Consider the following 19,980-nt stretch of genomic DNA (forward strand, 5'->3'; position numbering starts at 1 on the left):
GGTATGTATGTTCGCGCCCTTATTGCTTGGACGGCACCGGCAAGTCAAGCAAGCCAGAAGATCACCGCCGAATGGATGGAATGCGTTGCGCGAAGGACTCAGCGATCGGGCGCGATCACCGTCAGTTCCGCCAGCCGTTTCATCTGTGCGATATAAGCCTCTTGCGACCAGCCGCAGCCCAGCCGCAACTGTTCCCAGTTGCGCACCGACAGCAGGGTCCAGATCAGGTCAGAGGCGGTTTTGCGGTCCAGACCCGGTGCCAGCAACCCGTCGGCTTCGATCCTGTCGACCGCTGCTTCGCAGCCTTCGCGCACCGCGTGCATCCGGTCGGCCCAGGCATTGCGCGCTTCTTCGTCGCTGTCCTGCATTGCCATCAGCGCCCGTGCCACACCGTGAATTTCGGGGATGTAATTGCCCCAGACTTCAACGAACAAGGACAGCTTTTCCCGGCCAGACCTCGCCGCGCGGTTGGCGGTCAGCCGTTCATCGACGTGCTTGACTTCATCCAGATACCGGGTGGTGGCAATCAGCAGCTCCGCCCTTGACGGGAAATGCAGATACAGCGCCTGACGGCTGATCCCGGCCTGTTTGGCGATGTCGGACATCCGAACGGTGCCGTCGGTTTCAAGAAGATGCCAGGCGGCAGTCAGGATGCGGGTGCGGGTTTGTGTATTTTTTCTTGACATGGTGTCAACTAAACTCTACCTGGCGCAAAGTCAACTTGACACGGCGTCAAGTTTTTCGTTTTCAAACCACCCGAAAGGAAAGACAGATGAAAGTGATTATCTTCGGGGCGACCGGCACCGTCGGACGCTTGGCGGTCAAACAGATGCTGGCGGACGGGCACGAGGTAACGGCCTTCGCCCGCTGGCCGGAAAAAATGGGCATCCGGGCGGATGCACTGACGTTGCGGGCGGGCGACGCGCTGGACCCACCGGCGGTGTCGAAGGCGGTTCAGGGCCATGATGCGGTGGTGGTGACGCTGGGGGCTGGGACGTCGCGCAAAAGCGTGATCCGATCGCGCGGCACGATGAACGTGATCCATGCCATGCATGAACACGGGGTGCGGCGTCTGATCTGTCAATCGACACTGGGGGCACATGAAAGCTGGGGCAATCTGAATTTCTTCTGGAAACGGATCATGTTCGGAATGCTGTTAAAACCGGTTTTTCAGGATCACGAATTGCAAGAAACGCTTGTGCGGGCCAGCGGGCTGGACTGGACCATCGTGCGCCCCAGCGCCTTTATCGATGGTCCGGCTTCGGGCGTTTTCAAAGAAGGTTTCCCACCGACCGAGCGGCGTCTGTCGCTGAAAATTTCACGCAAGGAGGTCGCGGCATTCCTCAGCCGCCAACTGTCCGACAGGCAGTACTGCCAGCGGGCAGTCGGCATTTCGACCTGAATAGAGTCACGGGCAGGCGCAACACCTGCCCGTGACCGTGAAACCTGTCCGGGGTGTTTGGCAGTTCAGGCGGCGCTGTAGCTTTGCACCGGGCTATGGGCGAAATCCCAATACAGCGCCCGCGCCCGCAGCGATATCGGACCGATGCCCAATTCACGTTCGTCCAGCCGCGATACCGGCATCACCTTGGCGATATTGCCGGTGGCGAAAATTTCGTCGGCGGCGCGGAAATCTTCGACCGTCAGCGCGGTTTCGATCACCTCGATCCCGTCTTCGCGCAACAACCCGATTACCCGCTGGCGGGTCAGACCGTTCAGGAAACAACCGGTCGGGGCAGGGGTGAACACAACCCCATCGCGGACCAGAAACACGTTGGTCGATGCGGTTTCGGCCACATTGCCGTCGATATCCAGCGACAGCGCGTTGGAAAACCCGTGCTGGCGGGCATAGACCATGATGCGGCCGTTATTTGCATACAGCGATCCCGCCTTGGCTTCTGTCAGTGCCATGTCCTGCCGCGGACGGCGATAGGGCGCGACGGTCAACGAAAAACCTTCGATGGAAGGCATCGCCATTTCCTCGATGCAGATCGCAAAGGCGGTACTGTCGGGGTCAAGTTCGATCAGGCCGGGGCCACTATCGCGCGACCACATCATCGGTCGGATATAAAGTTCCGACCCCTTGGGGAATTTCTTGACCCTTTCGCGGACCAGCGCGGCGATTTCTTCACCGCTGATGGTGGGGATCATGCCAAGTGCCTGCGCCGATCGGAGCAGCCGGGCGCAATGCAAATCGAGATCGGGCATCACGCCTTCGAAACTGCGCGCCCCGTCGAAAACCTGACTTCCGAGCCAGGCAACGTGATCGGCGGCCCCGATTATCGGCGTGTTGCCGTCCTGCCATTTGCCTTCAAACCAGGTTGTGATCTTACCCTTGCCAATCGCCATGTGGTCCTCCCGTCGATGCTGTGGTGGGTTTGTTCCTGAAATAAGTTTCATAGAAATGCGGGAAAATTTGCTGTGTTACTGGCAAGTTTATGCTCTTTTATCAAAATGAAATTTTGCCTATCTTTGATATATCGAATGAAAGTTTTGTGGTGATGTGATGGCCCTGTCCGATTCCGATCTGCGTATTTTGCGCGAACTGGCCCGCGACGGGCGTCAGACCAATGCAGAACTTGCCGACAAGGTGGGGCTGTCGGCCAGCCAGTGCTGGCAGCGACTGCGGCGGCTGGAAAATTCCGGTGTGATCAAGGGGTATGGTGCCCGCATCGATCACGATGCCCTTGGCGTGCCCGAAACGGTGCTGTTGGAATTGGCGATGGAACGCAATGAGGGGATCGAAGTTGAAGCGGTCTGTGAAACGCTGGCGCGGTTGCCCGAAGTGTTGGAAGTGCGGATGACCACCGGCGATTTCGACATCTTCGCCAAGCTCGCGGTCAGCGGCACCCGCGGTTATGAACGGTTCCTGCGCGAACGGCTCTACAAAATCAAAGGTATCCGTCAGTCCCGGTCCAGCTTTTCTCTGCGCTGCTACAAGGATGAAATATCGGTGGTACCATGAACAGATCGCTTTCGGTGGGTGGATCTATGGGAAATTCGCGGTGACGTCGCCTTAAAGACCGGCCAGGATTTCCTTACCATTCGCTGCCATGCAAACCGCGACGGTCTGCGCGTGGGGGCTTTCCCCTGCGGAGCCATTGCGGCACAGTCGCGGCAAATCAGGAGGGACCAGATGAGCGACGCAAGCTATATCACCACGGCGCAGGGCCGCCGGATTGCCTATGAAAAAACCGACGGGCAGGGGCCTGTCGTGATTTTCTGTTCGGGGCTGAAATCCGACATGGAAGGCACCAAGGCGGTGCATCTGGAAGCCTGGGCCAAGGCGCGTGGTCAGGCTTATATCCGCTTCGATTATTCCGGTCATGGCCACAGTTCAGGCGAATTTGCCGAAGGCTGTATCGGTGACTGGCACGAAGACACCCTCGCGGTGGTCGATCAGTTGACCGAAGGCCCCATCGTGGTGGTGGGCAGTTCGATGGGCGGCTGGCAGGCGCTGCTGCTGGCCCGCGCGATCCCCGACCGGATCGTCGGTATGGTCACCATCGCCGCCGCCCCCGATTTCACCGAAGACGGCTATTGGGCCAGTTTCACCGAAGCCCAGAAAGCTGAATTGCAGGCACAGGGCTTTGTCCGAATGCCATCCGATTATGACGATGACTACATCATCTCGAAGCGGTTGATCGAAGAAGGCCGCGGTCGCTTGGTGCTGCGCACCCCGTTGCGGATGGATTTCCCGGTGCGGTTCCTGCAGGGCACCGAAGATACGGCAGTGCCGACCGAAACGGCGGTGCGGTTGCTTGATCATGCCGAGGGCGATGATATTCGCCTGACCCTGGTCAAGGGGGCCGATCACAGGTTTTCAGATCCCGATTGCCTGACCTTGATCGAAAAGTCGGTGGAAAAGGTTCTGGCGCGGGCCAAGGCCTGATAAATTTTTGAGTGTGAGCGTGCATGTTTCAGCCTGAACAGGAGCCCTGCCATGGATCAACGCATTTCTCTGATCACCCTTGCGGTCGAAGACCCGGACCGGTCCGCCTCATTCTACGATGCGTTGGGCTGGCACCGGCAGGACACGCCCGAAGGCATCATCGTCTATGATTTGCTGGGGCAATCGCTGGGGCTTTACCCTAAGGCCGATCTGGCACGCGATATGGGGCTTGCTCCCGAAGATCTGGGCACCGGAGCGATGACGCTGGCCTGCAACCAGCGCGACAGGGCCGGGGTCGACGCGGTCGTCGCGGCCGCCCGCGCCGCCGGGGCACGCATCCTCAAAGATCCGCACGAGGTGTTTTGGGGTGGCTATATCGCCTATTTCGCTGACCCCGACGGCCATATCTGGGAAATCGCCCATAATCCATTTGCGCCATTGCGCGACGATGGCGCATTCCGTTGGCAGGGCTATGACGGGAAGTGATTGACAGACGCGTCTGCGCACCGGATTCTAATCAAAAGACATGGATCGGAGCAGGCAAATGTCAGAGCCTTTGGTATTCCTTCCCGGGATGATGTGCGATGCGCGGCTTTTCGCGCCACAACTGGCCGAACTCAGCCGCGAAATGGTGGTTTCCGTGGCCCCGATCACCCAAGGCGAAACGATCGAGGAAATCGCCTCGGGTTTGCTTGATGCCTTGCCAGCGAAATTCGCTTTGGCTGGGCTGTCCATGGGCGGTATCGTGGCAATGGAAATCCTGCGCCGTGCGCCCGACCGGATCACCCGGATCGCCTTGATGGATACCAATGCACTGGCCGAAACACCGCAATCGTCGACCGCGTATGAACCGTTCATCACCAAGGCACGGTCGGGACAGTTGCCGCAAGCGCTGCGCGATTTCATGAAACCCGATTTTCTGGCCGCCGGGCCGGGGCGGATTGCGGTGTTGAACGCGTTTTTCGAAATGGCCGGCGATTTTGGCCCCGATCTGTTCGTGCAGCAAATCCGGGCATTGCAACGCCGCCGCGACCAGCAGCCGACCTTGCGCAAATGCAAATGCCCGGCCATGGTTCTGTGCGGCGAAGAAGACGGGCTGACCCCGGTCAAACGGCATCGTTTCATGGCCGACCTGATCCCATATGCGGAACTGAACATCATCACCGGGGCCGGGCATCTGCCAACCTTGGAACAGCCTCGGGCGGTCACCGCCGCGCTGCGTGCCTGGATGGCGCAGCCGGTTGTTCTGCGGGCATGAGCAGCGACAAATCTCTGAAACTCAAACGCCGTCTGGCGCAGGTGCGAAACTGGACCCGCCGCCATATCCCGCCGGGGCTGCGGCTGCTGGTCGGGCTGGTGTTGATGGTGGCCGGGGTGTTCGGCTTCCTGCCGGTCATCGGGTTCTGGATGTTTCCGCTTGGCGTTGCCATCGCGGCAATGGATGTCATGCCGGGCTGGCGGGCCCTGCGCCGTAGGGTGCGAGGAAAGAACAAGAAATGATCCGGGCGTTGTCCTGCACCAAGGGCAATAAAAAACGGCGGGAGGGTGGGCCTCCCGCCGTTCAATTGCCGACTGACCTATTGGTTCAGCGGGCAGCTGCGTTTTTGTTCGCAGGTTTCGTTTCGGCTGCGCCGCTATTGGCGTCGATGAAATCCAGGACCAAAGGCCGGATATTGTTGCGCCAGCTTTTGCCAGCAAAGATGCCGTAGTGACCCGCGCCGGGTTCGACATGGCTGGCTTTCTTGGCATCGGGCAGGCCGGTGCACAGGTCCAGCGCAGCAATACACTGGCCGGGGGCGGAGATGTCGTCATTCGCACCTTCGACCGTCTTCACCGCGACGGTGGTGATCTTGCCGATATCGACATGTTTGCCGTTGATGGTGAATTCGTTCTTGGCGATTTCACCGTTCTTGAAAATCCGTTCCACCGTCGACAAGTAGAATTCGGCGGTCATGTCCATCACTGCCAAATACTCATCGTAAAACCGGTTATGGGCATCGTGATCGTCGGCTTCACCCTTCATCGTGCGCTGGATTTGATCGGTAAAGGCCTGACTGTGGCGATCGGAATTCATCGACATGAACGACGCCAGTTGCAACAGGCCGGGATAAACCAGGCGGCCAACGCCTTTGTGTTTGAAACCGACCCGCTGGATCATCACTTCTTCCAGTTGGCCCATGGTGACGCGATTTCCGAAATCGGTCACATCGGTGGGGGTTGCGTCGGGGTCGATCGGGCCACCGATCAGGGTCATGGACCGCGGCTGTGCGGCGGGTTCTTCGTTCGCCAGATATGCGGTTGCTGCCAGCGCCAGCGGTGCGGGTTGGCATACGGCGATCACGTGGGTGTCGGGGCCCATATGTTTCATGAAATCGACCAGATAGAGCGCGTAATCTTCGACGTCGAATTTGCCAGCGGACACCGGAATGTCACGGGCATTATGCCAATCGGTCACGTAAAGTTCGCAATCCGGCAGCAGGCTGACCGCAGTGGAGCGCAGGAGAGTCGCGTAATGACCGGACATCGGGGCCACCAGCAGAACCTTGCGCGGCTTCGGGTCTCGACCCAGAACCTTGAAATGCAGCAGGTCGCCGAAATCGCCTTCGACCACCACTTCTTTTTCGACCAAATGGTCCCGGCCGTCGGCACAGGTGATCGACCGGATGCCCCAGCTTGGTTTCACCACCATGCGCTGGAATGTCCGTTCGGTCACTTCACCCCAAGCGGCCATCCACTGCAATGCAGGGTTTGGCACCATCGAAAAAACCGGATAAGATGCAAGCGATAGGGCGGAGGCACCCAACCATTGGTTCGTATTACGGAATGTTTCCATAAAATCGTACGTCGCCATGTAGCGCATGCGTGTTTCCTTTTTGCTCCGGCGTTATGTCCGGTCAGTGTTGCCGTGAAGTCCCGCAGCTTTGGCGACAACGAGGTACCGAATACAAATTGCTGCACAGCAGCAATGATAGGGGGGATTTATTAATATGACAACTAAAGAGGACGCCGCCGGAGAAAATCTGGATAAGCTCAATGCCAATCTAGCAAAGGTCGAAGAGCTTTCTAAGCGCTTTATCAACGCAGTGTCCCAAAGGAACCCGGCAAATCCAACGCTGAACGCGCCCGATCAGGATGTGTTTTTGAACGCGGCCACGTCCTATTGGACCGAAATGATACAGAACCCAGCCAAGCTATTCGAGAATCAGTTGGAATATTGGGGCAAGTCCGTCAAACACTATATTGAGGCACAGCAGGCGCTGGCCAAGGGTACCTTGCAAGCCCCGCCGGATGAAACCGGCGACGACCGGCGTTTTTCCAATCCCCTGTGGAAAACTCATCCCTATTTCAATTTCGTCAAACAACAATACCTGCGCAACGCCGAAGCGGTGCGCAACGCGGTCAGCGATTTGCCGGATCTCGACGAAACTGAACGCAAGCGGCTGAATTATTTCGCCCAGCAGATCACCGACATGATGGCACCGACCAATTTCCTGGGCACCAACCCGGATGCGTTGGAACGGGCGGTCGAAACCGAAGGTGAAAGCCTGGTGCAAGGGCTGGAAAACTTGGTTGCTGACCTGGAGGCGAACAAAGGCGAAATGCTGGTTCGGCTGGCCGATGACACGGCCTTCGAACTGGGGCGTAACATCGCTACCTCACCGGGACAGGTGGTTTTCCGCAACCGGATGATGGAACTGATTCAATACGCCCCGGCCACCGAAAAGGTTCATGCAACGCCGATCGTGATCTTCCCGCCGTGGATCAACAAATTCTATATCCTTGACCTGAAGGCGCAAAACAGCTTGATCAAATGGATCACCGAACAGGGCTATACCTTGTTCGTGGTCAGTTGGGTCAATCCCGATACCAGCTACCGCGATGTCGGGATGGAACACTATATAGAAGAAGGCTTTCTCGAAGCGATCCGCGTCGCCAAGGAAATTACCGGCGAAAACAAGGTCAACGCGGTTGGCTACTGTATTGCCGGCACCACCTTGCATATGGTGCTATCGCTGCTGAAGAAGCGTGGTGATAAATCGATCAAGTCTGCCACCTTCTTCACCGCGTTGGCCGATTTCAGCGATCAGGGCGAATTTACCCCCTTCCTGCAAGATGATTTCATCGATGGAATCGAGGTTGAAGTGGAACGCCAGGGCATTCTGCGCGGTTTCATCATGGGGCGAACGATGAGTTTCCTGCGCTCCAACGATCTGATCTACAGCCCGGCGATCCGCAGTTACATGCTGGGCGAAGCGCCACCCGCCTTCGACCTGCTGTATTGGAATGGCGATGCGTCCAACCTGCCGGGCAAGATGGCCGTGCAATATCTGCGTGGATTGTGCCAACGTAATGAATTCGTCACCGACGGGTTCGCCGCCTTGGGGGAAACGCTGCATGTGCGCGATGTTGACGTGCCGATCATGTCGATCACCTGTCAGAACGACCATATTGCGCGCTGGAAAGATTGTTATCGCGGATTTCAGCAGACCGGCTCGAAGCACCGGACTTTCATTGTTTCGGAATCGGGCCATGTCGCGGGGATCGTGAATCCGCCGTCAAAGAACAAATACGGCCATTACACCAATGAAGACCTCAGTCTGGATGCCGAAGGCTGGATGGCCGGGGCCACCCGGCATGACGGTAGCTGGTGGCCGCGCTGGGAAACTTGGCTAAGCAAGCGGTCGGGCAAGATGGTGCCTGCGCGGGAACCGGGTGATTCGGCTTATCCGTCGCTTGCCCCGGCCCCGGGAACCTATGTTGCCGTTAAGGCAAGTCACTGAAATTTCAGTACAACCTAAAATTCTTTCTGCAGTGCAGCAAATCACTTGATTTTCTGCACTGCAGCATGCATATTGTTTGCAGATGCAGAAACGCCGGGGTGGGCCCGGATGCACAAAAAGGAATTTAGACCAATGGCAAATGCACAAGATTTCACCGCCGTCATGAAAGACATGATGGGCGCATTCCCCGTCGACACCAAATCGGTTGAAGACGCTTTTAAAACCCAAGCGGCGCTGAACGAAAAGCTGAGCACTGCTGCTCTGTCGGCTGCTGAAAAATCGTCGGAACTGTCTGGCAAATGGGCCAAAGACACCCTGGCCAAACTGGGCGATTTCACCAAGGTCAAAGAAGAACCTGCCGATTACGCCAAAGCGCTGAGCGATTTCGCTTCTGCCTCGGCCGAAACCGCTGCCGAAAATATGGCCGCCTTCGCCGAGATCGCCAAAAAGCTGCAAACCGAAACCGTTGAACTGCTGATGGCGGCTGGCAAAGACATGACCGAAGAAGCATCTTCGGCTGTTCAGAAAGCTGCCAAAGACGCCACCACTGCCGCCAAGAAAGCTGCAGCGAAGTAATCGACACGAATTCGCCACATCATCTCCTCCCAATTAGATGTGTAGCGTTGGGCGGGCTTGCAAAAGCCCGCCCTTTCTTTTTTTTCTGCGCTAGCATAAGCTTTTTCGGTAATGCTGCATTTTGGGAGGACCACCCGTGGCTGACGACAAAAAACCGTTGTTGATAAAGCGTTATGCAAGCCGTCGTTTGTACAACACTGAAACCAGCGACTATGTCACGCTGGAAGATATCGCCGGGTTTATTCGCGATGGCCGCGAGGTTCAGATTATCGATCTGAAATCGGGTGACGACCTGACCCGACAATATCTGCTGCAGATCATCGCGGAACACGAAAGCCGTGGCGAAAATGTTCTGCCTGTCAACGTGCTGTCCGATCTGGTGCGCACCTATACCAATCAAACCGGGTCGATGGTGCCGCAATTCCTGCAAATGTCTTTTGACATGCTGCGCGATGGTCAGTCCAAGATGGTGGAAAACATGGCCAAGGCCAACCCGATCCCCACCATGCCTGGTTTCGAGGCATTGCAGGCACAGCAAGAAGCCTTCCTCAAGGCAATGACCGGCGGGCTTGCCGGGGCTTGGACCGGCGCCGAGCGCGGAGACACTAAGGCGCCCGCGGCAGCGACGGAAGAAGACGAAGATCTCGACGTCATCAAGAAGCAGTTGAGCGAACTGCAGGACAAGCTGACCAAAATGAGCAAGTAACCCGATGGTGGACAGCCCCGGTCGGATCACGCTTTGGGGCGTCGAAGTGTTCGTTGCCACGGCGGAAGAAGGCAGCATTTCTGCGGCCGCGCGCCGCTTGGGGGCCAGCGCTTCGGCGGTCAGCCAGCAACTGACCAATCTCGAAGCGGCGATCGGCGCCACCTTGCTCAATCGCAACACCCGTCCCGTTGCCCTGACCCCGGCGGGTGAAATATTCCGCCGCAGGGCTGGCAACATCCTGAACGAAGCGGCCTTGGCGCGGGCGGAATTGGCAATGGCCGATATGTCGGCGCTGACCCGGTTCCGGCTTGGCATGATCGAAGATTTCGAAACCGAAATTACACCGCGTCTGCTGACCCGGCTGGCCGGGGATATGAAGGGCTGTCAGTTCCTGCTGGAAACCGGGGCCAGCCATTCGCTCTATGATCAGCTTGACGCGCGTGCGCTTGACGTGATTGTCGCCGCCGATATGGGCGGTGAAGCCGAATGGATGGAAGTCCATCCGCTGTTGTCCGAAGGGTTTGTGGTTGCCGCACAGAAAGGCGCGGTCGACCCGGCACAGCCGCTCTTGCCGCAGTTGCAGGCGCTGCCGCTGGTGCATTACACCACCCGTCACCATATGGGCCGGTTGTTGTCGTCGCATCTGGCGCGGCAGAACCTGACCTTGGCGCATCGCTTCGAACTGGACAGCTACCACGCCATTCTGGCGCTGGTCGGGCAGGGGGCGGGCTGGACCATCCTGACACCGCTGGCGTTGATGCGGGCACGGCGCTTCGCCGATCAGCTCGACGTGTTCGAGTTGCCGTTCGAACCGCTGTCGCGGCGAATTTCGCTGGTTGCACGCAAAGGGATATTGCAGGACATGCCCAAACGCGTCGCCAAAGAACTGAAACCGGTTCTAACCCGCCATGTGATCGATCCGGCGGTCGCCGCCTATCCGTTCATGGCCGGGGTTCTGGAAATTCTCTAGCCCCGGTGCCCGTGGCGCAGAGGGATTTGAGTATTTTCAGCAAGATGAATAACAGAATTTTCCGCTTTCATCTTGCCAGAAAGAGTCCCGCCGGGTCAGTTGCCGAACGCGCGGCGATTGCCCATTACGTCCTGCGCCGCCTTGATCAGCGCCTCGGCGATCACGTCCAGTTCCGGCAGCGTCAGCCGCGCCGGCAGCCGTGCATCGCAGGCTTTCATCAGCATTGCCTTGGTCTGTGGCAGTGACGGCGCTTTGCCAAGGAATTCCCAATTCCAGAATGCGCGTGCATTATCGGTGCTCAGCCCGAAAACCTGCACTTTCACGCCGCGCGCGGCCGAAGCGTCCTGAAACGCCCTCACCTCGTTTTCTTCCATACCGACCAGATTGAACTGGATCGAATCCGGCGCACGTTCTTCCGGGCCCAGCTTTTCGGGCACATCAATCCAGGGCGACAGGTTCAGCTTTTCAGCAACATAATCGTGGTTGCGACGACCATCGGTCACCCGGCGCGGCACTTCGGCAAGCTGTGATCGCACGATGGCGGCAGACAGGTTGCCCAGTCTCAGATTGTAAAGCGGCAACTTGTTCTGCCAGCGGCCAAAGGCTGCCTGCAGTTCGGCGGCATCTTCGTCGCTGCGCGCCAGATGCTTTTTCCAATTATGTTCATAGGCCCCCGACATGATCGTCGCCTGGGCCAGAACATCGGCATCGTCGGTGATCAGAATGCCGCCTTCGCCCGCATTCAGCAATTTGTAGCTTTGGAAGGAAAAGCAGCCGATCTTGCCGATGGTGCCGATATTGCGTCCATGCCATTTGGTGCCCAGCGAATGCGCGGCATCTTCGATCAGCGGTACACCTCGGTCTTCGCAAAGCGTCACGATCGCATCCATATCCGAGGTATGACCGCGCATATGGCTGATCATCACGGCGCTGATCGTATCGTCCAGCTTGGCTTCGAAATCAGCGATGTTGAGCCGGTAATTTTCCCCCACCTCGGCCAAAACCGGTACGCAATCGGCATGCACGATCGATGACGGTACCGCGGCAAAGGTAAAGGCCGGGATCAGAACCCGCGCACCGCGCGGCAGGCCAAGCGATTTCAGCGACAAGAACAAAGCCGCAGAACAGGACGACACCGCCAGCGCGTATTTGCACCCCAAGGCATCGGCGAAATCGCGTTCCAGCAGGGACACCGGTGCGTTTTCCGGCGCGGTATAGCGGAACAGATCGCCCGATTGCAGCAGGCGTTCGATTTCGGCGCGGGCCGAGGCCGGGATCGGTTCTGCATCATAAACGTTTGGCGGCAAATTCATTCTCTTCGGCTTTCCTGAAATTCACTTTCGGGAATTATTAAACAAGCGGACAGCAAAAGAAAATGAATTTGCGATGACATTGGGGCATGTCTGGAAGTTTCGGCAAGATGTTGCAGCCGGGGCGCGCAATCCGGGCGGAAATTACAGCCCCAACCGGTCGCGCAACGCGAACCAACTCATCGCCAGCACCAACAGCGGCGACCGGAACGCGGGCCCACCGGGGAATCCCGGCGCCGGCAGCGCCGACATGGTGTCGAAGCCTTCCGCATCGCCCTGTATCGCCTTTGCCATCACCATGCCGCAATGGGTGGCGGTGCCCAAACCATGTCCGGAATAGCCCGACGCATTCAGGATATTGGGCGCCACCCGCGCCACGAAGGGCAGTCGCTTCATGGTGATCGCCAGGGTGCCGCCCCAAGCGTAATCTATCCGCACATCTTTCAGATGCGGATAGATTTCGGTCATCGGCTTGTGCAATAGCGCTGTGATATCGCGCGGAAAGCGGTAGCCATAGCTTTCCCCGCCCCCGAACAACAGCCGCCCATCGGCCGACATCCGGTAATAATTCACCACGAATTTGCTGTCGCAGACCGCAATGTCGCGGGTCAGCACCTTGGCGCCTTCGGCCCCCAATGGTTCCGTCGCCGCCACGAAATTGTTGATCGGCATCACCCGCTTGGCCACGTCCCGATTCAACCCGCCCAAATAGCCGTTGCAGGCCAGAATCACATGATTGCAAGTCACTTTGCCATGTTCGGTCGTCAGTACCGGTTTGGTGCCTTGTTCAACATGTTGTACGGGGGTCTGTTCGTAGATCCGAACTCCGGCATTGATTGCTGCCCGCGCCAGCCCCAACGCGAAATTCAGCGGGTGCAAATGCCCCGCCCCCATATCCAGCATCGCGCCGTCATATGCGGGCGAGGGACAAATTTCGGACCATTCTTGCGGCGACAGCGCCGATACCTGATCGTAACCGTAATCGCGCTGCAGCTTTTCGGCATAGTGATGCAGATGGGTCGTGTCGCGCTTGCCGAACCCGGTCCAGGCGACGCCGGGTTTCAGATCGCAATCGATCCCGTGTTTTGCCACCAGATCGCGCACCAATTGCTTGGCTTCCTCGCCCAGATCCCACAAGCGATGCGCGGCATCCTGTCCCAGCATCGCTTCCAGTTCTTCCTGATCGCGGCGCTGACCGCTGCCCAATTGACCGCCATTGCGCCCCGATGCGCCGAAACCGACCCGTTGCGCCTCTAACAACACCACATCGAACCCAGCCTCGGCCAAGTGCAACGCTGCAGACAGTCCGGTAAACCCACCGCCAACGACGCAGACATCGGCCCGGGTTTCGCCCTTGAGCGCGGCAAGGGGATCCAGCGGCTTGGAGGTCGCGGCGTACCAGCTTTCGGGGTATTGTCCCATCTTGTCGTTCGAATAGAGCAGGTTCATGGTTTTTCTCTTCTTTTGTTCGCAAATATCCCGAGAGAATCGTTGAAAATCTTTTTGATTTTCAACGATGAGGGCAGCGCCCCTTGGCCGTGCCATTCAGCGCGGCCCTATTTTACAGCGGGTCAGACGTTCAACAGCAGATGTTCGCGTTCCCACGGGCTGATCACCTGCAGGAATTCTTCGTATTCCGTCCGCTTGATGATCGAATAGACCCGGGCGAAATCGGGATGCATCACCTGATGCAGCGCCTCGGCTCCTTCGAACAGGTCCAGCGCGTCTCCCATGACCCGTGGCAGTTCGGTTTCGTCCTCATAGGCATCGCCCTTGAAACTCGGGCCTGCCCGTTTTTCCTCCATCAGCCCGAGATAGCCGCAGGCCAACGACGCCGCGATCCCCAGATAGGGGTTGCAATCCATCCCCGCCAGACGGTTTTCGACACGCCGTGCCTCGGGGTCTGAAATCGGGATGCGGATGCCGGTGGTACGGTTGTCGCGGCCCCAGGCCAGGTTGATCGGGGCGGCGTGATCGCGCACGTAGCGGCGATAGGAATTCACATAAGGGGCCAGCACGGCTATGGCCGACGGCAAATGCGTTTGCAGCCCGCCGATGAAATGGAAAAACGCGTCCGTTTCGCCGCCATGCGGTCCCGAAAACAGATTCTCGCCGGTTTCCATGTCGATCACCGAATGGTGGATATGCATGGCGCTGCCCGGTTCATCGGCGATCGGTTTCGCCATGAAGGTGGCGAAACAATCGTGGCGCAGCGCGGCTTCGCGGATCAGCCGTTTGAAAAAGAACACTTCGTCGGCCAGTTTCACCGGGTCGCCATGGCGCAGGTTGATTTCCAATTGCCCGGCACCGCCTTCTTGGGTGATGCCGTCGATTTCGAACCCTTGGGCTTCGGCGAAATCATAGATATCGTCGATCACCGGGCCGAATTCGTCGACGGCGGTCATCGAATAGGCCTGCCGCGCCGCTGCGGGGCGGCCCGACCGGCCCATCATTGGTTCGATCTTCTTGGCCGGATCGGTGTTCTTGGCGACCAGGAAAAATTCCATTTCCGGGGCAACCACCGGTTCCCAGCCTTGCTTGTGATACAGATCCACCACCCGTTTCAACACGTTGCGCGGCGCAAAGGGAATCGGGGCGCCCTTGCGGTCAAAAGCGTCATGGATCACCTGCAGCGTCCAGTCGCCGGTCCAGGGGGCGGCGGATGCGGTGGACATGTCCGGTCTCAGGATCATGTCGCGTTCGAGAAACCCTTCTTCGCCCGCCGCCTCACCCCAATCGCCGGTGATGGTCTGATAAAAAATCGAATCGGGCAGGTGAAAATAGTCCTGCTTGGCGAATTTCGAAGCGGGAACCGCCTTGCCGCGGGCAATCCCGGGCAGATCGGAAACAATGCATTCGACCTCATCCAGGCGGCGGCCTTCAAGATAGGTCTGGGCGGCCTCGGGCAGGGTTTTGATAAAGTCACTCATTTGCGTTTCCTTTGAAAAAGGCGGCCATTTTATGCGCGAACCCGTGGTCGTTCTGCGGCTGGCCTAATTGGTCTGTAATCTGCTGGATCATCGTTTCAGGCAAAACGCCCGGTGCCCGGTGCTGCAGCAGACCCTCCATCATGCGGGTGGTGAATTCTGGATGTGGCTGCACCGTCAGGATGGTGTCGCCATAAAGCAGGGCGGCATTGGCGCAGCTGTCATTCGACGCCAAGACCTTTGCCCCTTCCGGTGGGGTGATGACCTGATCCTGATGCCAGGCGTTCAGCACCACCTCATCACCGCCGAAGCGATAGCTTTGCGGCCCGGCGATCCAGCCGCCGTCGAATTTTTCGACCTGACCGCCAAGCGCCTGGGCGATGATCTGATGACCGAAACAGACGCCGATCATCGGTTTGCCCGAAGCTTTTACATCGCGGATGAAGCTTTCCAACGGTGCGATCCAGTCATGGTCTTCGTAAACTCCGTGTTTTGATCCGGTGATCAGCCAGCCATCGGCGGCGTCCACCGAGGTGGGGAATTCATTGTCCACCACGTTGAAGGTTTCATAGTCAAAACCATGTCCCTGAAGAAGCCGGGCGAACATGGTGGCATAATCGCCCAGTTCACCTTTCACTTCGTCGGGGGCATGGCCGGTTTGCAGGATGCCGATTTTCATGGGTCACCAGATTGTTCGATGTCTGCGTAGATATGTGCGGGGCGGGGCAGGGCGGCAAGGGGCGCATGCGCCCCGTCACACCGTGTCGAGGTATATCTCCACCCGCTCTGTCGGGGTCAGTTCCGCCATGTAATGCAGTTCCTGCCGTTTGGTCAGGATGAAATTGCGGATCAATTCTTCTGAATATATCCGCTTGATGATCTCGCTTTGTTCAAAAGCGTCGATCGCCGCCCCCCAGGTGTTGGGCACTTGTGGCAGGTCCAACGCATAGGCATTGCCGGTGATCGGGTCTGGCGGTTCAATCCCGTCTTCGATCCCGGTCAGCGCCGCGCCCAGAATCGCGGCCAGCATCAGATAGGGGTTCACATCGCCCCCCGCCAGCCGGTGTTCGATCCGTCGCGCTTTGTGGTTGCCGGATGGAATTCGGATCGCTGCGGTCCGGTTTTCATAGGCCCAGCTGATTCCGGTCGGCGCATGCGCCCCCGGCACCATGCGGTCATAGCTGTTCCAATGCGGCGCAAACACCAATGTGCTGTCGGCCATCGCATTCAAGCAGCCGGCCACCGCATGGCGCAACGTGTCGGTACCTTTCGGACCGCCATCGTCAAAGATGTTGTTACCGTCCTGATCCAGCACCGAAAAATGGGTGTGCAGCCCGGACCCGGCGTAATCTTCGTACGGCTTGGCCATGAAGCTGGCGGCAAAACCGTGGCTACGGGCCAACCCCTTGACCAGCATCTTGAACAGCCAGGCATCATCTGCGGCGCGTAGCGCGTCATCGCAATGCATCAGGTTAATTTCGAACTGGCCCAGCCCCGCTTCGGAAATCGCGGTATCGGCAGGAATGTCCATTTCTTCACAGGCGTCATAGAGATCGGTAAAGAAACTGTCGAAACTGTCCAGCGCCCGGATCGACAGGGTTTCCGCCGCCTTGCGCCGCTTGCCCGATCGCGGGCTGATCGGGATTTGAAGGTTGCGACCCGAATCGTCGATCAGGAAGAATTCCAGTTCCACAGCAACAACCGGGGTCAATCCGCGCGCCTTGTAGCGGTCCAATACCGCGCGGAGGGCTTGGCGCGGGTCGGCTTCGTAGGGACGACCGTCTTCGCGGAACATCCAGATCGGCAACAGCGCGGTTGCTGACGATAACCAAGGCATTGGGGTGAAGCCGCGTTCGGTCGGTTTCAAAACCCCGTCCCGGTCGCCGCTTTCGAAGACCAGCGGGCTGTCTTCGATATCTTCGCCCCAGATATCGAGGTTCAGCACCGACATCGGAAAGCGGGTCCCGTCTTCGACCACCTTGTCGGCAAAGCGGGTCGGGATACGCTTGCCGCGCGGCTGACCGTTCAGGTCGGCAGCGGCCACACGAATGGTGCGCACTTCGGGATGCTTTCTCAGCCAGTTTTTCATATTCATCGTCATACGCCTGATGAGGCCGTGCCCGTACGGGAAACGCAAGCCCGGTAAACCGGGGCGTTCGTGCGTCAGGTCCATGCCCTTGGTCCTAGTTATTTGATCAAAAAATCTGTGACGGGTTGTAGCGATCCAGTTTAACGGAGTTTTTCCGCAAACAGCCTCCCAATAATTTGATCAAATATTGTCTACTACCGGATCAGGTTCGGACGCAAGCGAATTTTTTGCCGCAATCCATGTGGCAAATGCCGGTTCAGGTGGCGGTTCATCAGGCCAAACAGCGTCACCACGACCAAGGTCAACAGGATAAAATAGCTCGCGAGAATCGGGTAGGGGATGAACGGATTGAAGGTCTTGTCGGCGAAATAGTTGGCGTAATACAGCGCGTCGCCTTTTTGCCGCCAGGCCGGGAAGCCGGAAAAATACACCAGAGTGGTGGCGTGAAACAGGAAAATCGCCTCATTGGTATAAGCCGGCCAAGCCAGCCTGAGCATGGTCGGCCAGGTGATCTTGCGGAATTTCTTCCAGCCCGAAAAGCCATAAGCGTCGGCGGCTTCCAGATCGCCTTTGGGCACCGAACGCAGGGCGCCATAGAAAATTTCGCCGGTATAGGCGGCGGTGTTGAAAAACAGCGTCACCAAGGCCCCCAGCCAAGCCGCGGTGAAGGGCGCGAAGACGGGGGCGACCTGTTTCAGGCTGAGAAACAGGAAATAGGCAAAGAAGAACTGAATGAACAAAGGCGAGCCGCGGAAGATGAAAATGAACCATTCCGACGGTTTGCGCAGCCACCGGTTTTCGGCGTTTTTGCCAAGCGCCAGCGCGGTGGCCAGAAAAAAACCTGCCAACAGTGCCAACGCGCCGAAATAGATATTCCAGATCATCCCCGACCCGATCAGGGTGAATTGCTGGCATAGGGTGAAATCTTCTTTCGGCAGCAGCCGCGCACCCACGCCGATGGATCGCAGCGCGTAATCCTGAATGGTGATCCAGCAGCTCATGCGTTGGCCTTTCTCTGCTTTTCACCGCTCAGCGTCGCTTGCCCGTTGCTCAGCCTGACCATCAGCCGTTCCAGCACGACCTCGGACAGTTTGGTAAAGGCCAGATAGAAAACCAGCAGCGCCAGGAAATACCACATGCGCCAATCACCATGCGGGTAGCTGGTGAATTTCGCGGTCTTCGCACCGCCCAGTTCGCGCGCCCAGTAGACGATGTCTTCGACGCCCAGCAGGAACAAAAGCGGCGTCGCCTTGATCAGCACCATCCACAGGTTGGACAGGCCGGGCAGGGCAAAGACCCACATCTGTGGCACCATGATGCGCCAGAACGCCTGCCGGCGGTTCATGCCGTACGCTTCGGCGGTTTCCATCTGTGCATGCGGCACCGCCCGCATCGCACCATAAAGTACGTTGGCGGCAAAGGCCCCGAACACGATGGCAAAGGTGATCACCGCCAAGGTGAAGCCATAGACTTCGTGGACCCATTGCGCCGCGCTTGACAGCGGCATTTTCGCCGCGTCGCAGACCACGAAATCGTTGCCCTGCCGGATCGGATCGGTCCAGTCGCGACACAGCGTTTTATGTCTGGTCCATTCGATCGCCTGATCGAAGGCGATCACGAAGAACAGGAAGAAAGCAATGTCGGGGACGCCCCGGACAATCGCGATATAGGCTTTGCCGATCCAGGCGACCGGCCGCACCCGCGACCGTGCCAGCATCGCACCGACGAATCCGAACCCCAGCGACACCGGCGCGGTAATCGCCAGCAACAGCAGAACCGTGCCAAAGGACACATAGAAAGCCATGTGTTTGCCGGTGGTCAGGTAGCAAGACAGCCAGCTCAGGCCGGACAGCGTGTCGGGATCTGCGCAATAGGAAAAAATGGTGGGCCTCGCTTAGGCGGAGAGGGCGGATTTTAAGTATTTAAGGAACAGTGAAAGGGGGAAGACTGTGCTTCCCCCTGACAGCGGACGCCTAGAAGGTGGCGCCGATTTCCCATTTTTCGATCAGCGCGTTCAGGCTGCCGTCGTCTTTCATCGACTGAATGGCAGCATCGAACTTGGCTTTGAGTTCGCCATCGCTTTCGCGCACGCCCATACCGACGCCGCCACCGATCATTTCTTCCTTGCTCAGCAGCATCAGGTCGGCGTTTTCTTCGGCAATCGGTGCCAGGTAGGATTTGTCGGCCAGAACCGCATCGGCTTCACCGTTGCGCACGGCGGCGATGGTTTCATCGGGGGAAGCGAATTCCACCAGAGTCGCACCAGACGCTGCCACGAACGCGGCCTGAATGGTGCCGGTTTGCGCCGCGATTACGCCGGACAGGTCGACATCGTCCGACATCGCCAGATAGGCGGACGGATCGGGCTGCGAATAGTTCTGGGTGAAATCGATCACCTCTTCGCGTTCGTCGGTGATCGACATGCCGGCGATGATGGTGTCGTAATTGCCCGAAACCAGATTGGGGATGATCGAATCCCATTCGTTGGTGACCCATTCGCAGGTCAGTTCGGCGCGTTTGCACAGCTCGTCGCCCAATTCGCGTTCGAACCCGTCAACTTCACCATTGTCGTTGATGAAGTTCCACGGGGGGTAAGCGCCTTCGGTGCCCATGCGGACGGTGTCGGCCATGGCCAAACCGGCGGTCAGCGCCAGAATGGCCGTGCTGAGGATCAGCTTTTTCATTCATGTTCTCCCAAATGATGAACTTCGGTTTATTCAGCCGGTCCG

Annotated in this window: 21 protein-coding genes; 10 read left to right on the forward strand and 11 right to left on the reverse strand. The window is 58.2% G+C overall.

The features are described from left to right. Nucleotides 1-98: 98 nt before the first annotated feature. Entirely contained in the window at nucleotides 99-686 is a 588-nt protein-coding gene (locus TG4357_RS15650) for a TetR/AcrR family transcriptional regulator (protein WP_058263827.1), read from the reverse strand. A gap of 86 nt (nucleotides 687-772) precedes the next feature. On the opposite strand from TG4357_RS15650, the gene TG4357_RS15655 reads away from it, so the two are divergent. Then, nucleotides 773-1,402: an NAD(P)-dependent oxidoreductase gene (locus TG4357_RS15655; RefSeq protein WP_058263828.1), complete on the forward strand. Its 630-nt coding sequence runs from the start codon at nucleotides 773-775 to the stop codon at nucleotides 1,400-1,402. Between the two features lie 65 nt (nucleotides 1,403-1,467). Here the strand turns inward: TG4357_RS15655 and TG4357_RS15660 are convergent, their stop codons facing one another. After that, nucleotides 1,468-2,349 (reverse strand): branched-chain amino acid aminotransferase, encoded by an 882-nt coding sequence (locus TG4357_RS15660; protein ID WP_058263829.1) that lies wholly within the window; start codon nucleotides 2,347-2,349, stop codon nucleotides 1,468-1,470. A 157-nt stretch (nucleotides 2,350-2,506) separates the two neighbouring features. On the opposite strand from TG4357_RS15660, the gene TG4357_RS15665 reads away from it, so the two are divergent. From TG4357_RS15665 to TG4357_RS15685, 5 genes are all read left to right on the forward strand, one after another. Then, on the forward strand, nucleotides 2,507-2,965 hold the full coding sequence (locus TG4357_RS15665; protein WP_058263830.1) for an Lrp/AsnC family transcriptional regulator: 459 nt from the start codon (nucleotides 2,507-2,509) through the stop codon (nucleotides 2,963-2,965). 171 nt (nucleotides 2,966-3,136) lie between these two features. Beyond that, a complete protein-coding gene (locus TG4357_RS15670) occupies nucleotides 3,137-3,892 on the forward strand; it encodes an alpha/beta fold hydrolase (protein ID WP_058263831.1) in 756 nt (251 codons plus the stop codon). Between the two features lie 51 nt (nucleotides 3,893-3,943). Then, nucleotides 3,944-4,378 (forward strand): VOC family protein, encoded by a 435-nt coding sequence (locus TG4357_RS15675; protein ID WP_058263832.1) that lies wholly within the window; start codon nucleotides 3,944-3,946, stop codon nucleotides 4,376-4,378. Between the two features lie 58 nt (nucleotides 4,379-4,436). Continuing rightward, nucleotides 4,437-5,150 carry an alpha/beta fold hydrolase gene (locus TG4357_RS15680; RefSeq protein ID WP_058263833.1) on the forward strand — a complete coding sequence of 238 codons (714 nt, stop codon included), beginning with the start codon at nucleotides 4,437-4,439 and terminating at the stop codon, nucleotides 5,148-5,150. After that, complete coding sequence (locus tag TG4357_RS15685) at nucleotides 5,147-5,392, forward strand: hypothetical protein (protein ID WP_058263834.1); 246 nt, start codon at nucleotides 5,147-5,149, stop codon at nucleotides 5,390-5,392. Before TG4357_RS15680 ends, TG4357_RS15685 begins: the two co-directional genes overlap by 4 nt. A gap of 85 nt (nucleotides 5,393-5,477) precedes the next feature. Here TG4357_RS15685 and phaZ read toward each other — a convergent pair whose 3' ends face one another. Beyond that, nucleotides 5,478-6,752, reverse strand: coding sequence for a polyhydroxyalkanoate depolymerase (gene phaZ, locus TG4357_RS15690; protein ID WP_058263835.1), 1,275 nt, complete (start codon nucleotides 6,750-6,752; stop codon nucleotides 5,478-5,480). A gap of 127 nt (nucleotides 6,753-6,879) precedes the next feature. Here phaZ and TG4357_RS15695 point away from each other — a divergent pair, with 127 nt between their 5' ends. From TG4357_RS15695 to TG4357_RS15710, 4 genes are all read left to right on the forward strand, one after another. Then, complete coding sequence (locus tag TG4357_RS15695; protein ID WP_058263836.1) at nucleotides 6,880-8,673, forward strand: PHA/PHB synthase family protein; 1,794 nt, start codon at nucleotides 6,880-6,882, stop codon at nucleotides 8,671-8,673. Between the two features lie 132 nt (nucleotides 8,674-8,805). After that, nucleotides 8,806-9,249 (forward strand): phasin family protein, encoded by a 444-nt coding sequence (locus TG4357_RS15700; RefSeq protein ID WP_058263837.1) that lies wholly within the window; start codon nucleotides 8,806-8,808, stop codon nucleotides 9,247-9,249. Between the two features lie 136 nt (nucleotides 9,250-9,385). After that, on the forward strand, nucleotides 9,386-9,955 hold the full coding sequence (gene phaR / locus TG4357_RS15705; RefSeq protein WP_058263838.1) for a polyhydroxyalkanoate synthesis repressor PhaR: 570 nt from the start codon (nucleotides 9,386-9,388) through the stop codon (nucleotides 9,953-9,955). Between the two features lie 4 nt (nucleotides 9,956-9,959). Continuing rightward, nucleotides 9,960-10,925, forward strand: coding sequence for a LysR family transcriptional regulator (locus TG4357_RS15710; protein ID WP_058263839.1), 966 nt, complete (start codon nucleotides 9,960-9,962; stop codon nucleotides 10,923-10,925). A 95-nt stretch (nucleotides 10,926-11,020) separates the two neighbouring features. Here the strand turns inward: TG4357_RS15710 and TG4357_RS15715 are convergent, their stop codons facing one another. The 8 genes from TG4357_RS15715 to TG4357_RS15750 form a co-directional block, all read right to left on the reverse strand. Next, the gene (locus TG4357_RS15715) at nucleotides 11,021-12,238 is read right to left on the reverse strand and encodes a DegT/DnrJ/EryC1/StrS family aminotransferase (RefSeq protein ID WP_058263840.1); all 1,218 of its coding nucleotides are present in this window, start codon (nucleotides 12,236-12,238) and stop codon (nucleotides 11,021-11,023) included. Nucleotides 12,239-12,379: 141 nt separating this feature from the next. Continuing rightward, complete coding sequence (locus TG4357_RS15720) at nucleotides 12,380-13,684, reverse strand: NAD(P)/FAD-dependent oxidoreductase (protein WP_058263841.1); 1,305 nt, start codon at nucleotides 13,682-13,684, stop codon at nucleotides 12,380-12,382. 122 nt (nucleotides 13,685-13,806) lie between these two features. Then, complete coding sequence (locus TG4357_RS15725) at nucleotides 13,807-15,165, reverse strand: glutamine synthetase family protein (protein WP_058263842.1); 1,359 nt, start codon at nucleotides 15,163-15,165, stop codon at nucleotides 13,807-13,809. Further along, the gene (locus tag TG4357_RS15730; protein ID WP_058263843.1) at nucleotides 15,158-15,841 is read right to left on the reverse strand and encodes a type 1 glutamine amidotransferase; all 684 of its coding nucleotides are present in this window, start codon (nucleotides 15,839-15,841) and stop codon (nucleotides 15,158-15,160) included. Before TG4357_RS15730 ends, TG4357_RS15725 begins: the two co-directional genes overlap by 8 nt. 75 nt (nucleotides 15,842-15,916) lie before the next feature. After that, nucleotides 15,917-17,251 carry a glutamine synthetase family protein gene (locus TG4357_RS15735; protein WP_058263955.1) on the reverse strand — a complete coding sequence of 445 codons (1,335 nt, stop codon included), beginning with the start codon at nucleotides 17,249-17,251 and terminating at the stop codon, nucleotides 15,917-15,919. A 194-nt stretch (nucleotides 17,252-17,445) separates the two neighbouring features. Next, on the reverse strand, nucleotides 17,446-18,252 hold the full coding sequence (locus TG4357_RS15740; RefSeq protein WP_058263844.1) for an ABC transporter permease: 807 nt from the start codon (nucleotides 18,250-18,252) through the stop codon (nucleotides 17,446-17,448). Next, nucleotides 18,249-19,133, reverse strand: a complete 885-nt coding sequence (locus tag TG4357_RS15745) for an ABC transporter permease (protein ID WP_074646701.1) — start codon at nucleotides 19,131-19,133, stop codon at nucleotides 18,249-18,251. Before TG4357_RS15745 ends, TG4357_RS15740 begins: the two co-directional genes overlap by 4 nt. A 91-nt stretch (nucleotides 19,134-19,224) precedes the next feature. Further along, nucleotides 19,225-19,935 carry a transporter substrate-binding domain-containing protein gene (locus TG4357_RS15750; RefSeq protein WP_058263846.1) on the reverse strand — a complete coding sequence of 237 codons (711 nt, stop codon included), beginning with the start codon at nucleotides 19,933-19,935 and terminating at the stop codon, nucleotides 19,225-19,227. Nucleotides 19,936-19,980 lie beyond the last annotated feature (45 nt).

It is taken from the genome of Thalassovita gelatinovora, from assembly GCF_001458355.1.
Classification (GTDB): domain Bacteria; phylum Pseudomonadota; class Alphaproteobacteria; order Rhodobacterales; family Rhodobacteraceae; genus Thalassobius; species Thalassobius gelatinovorus.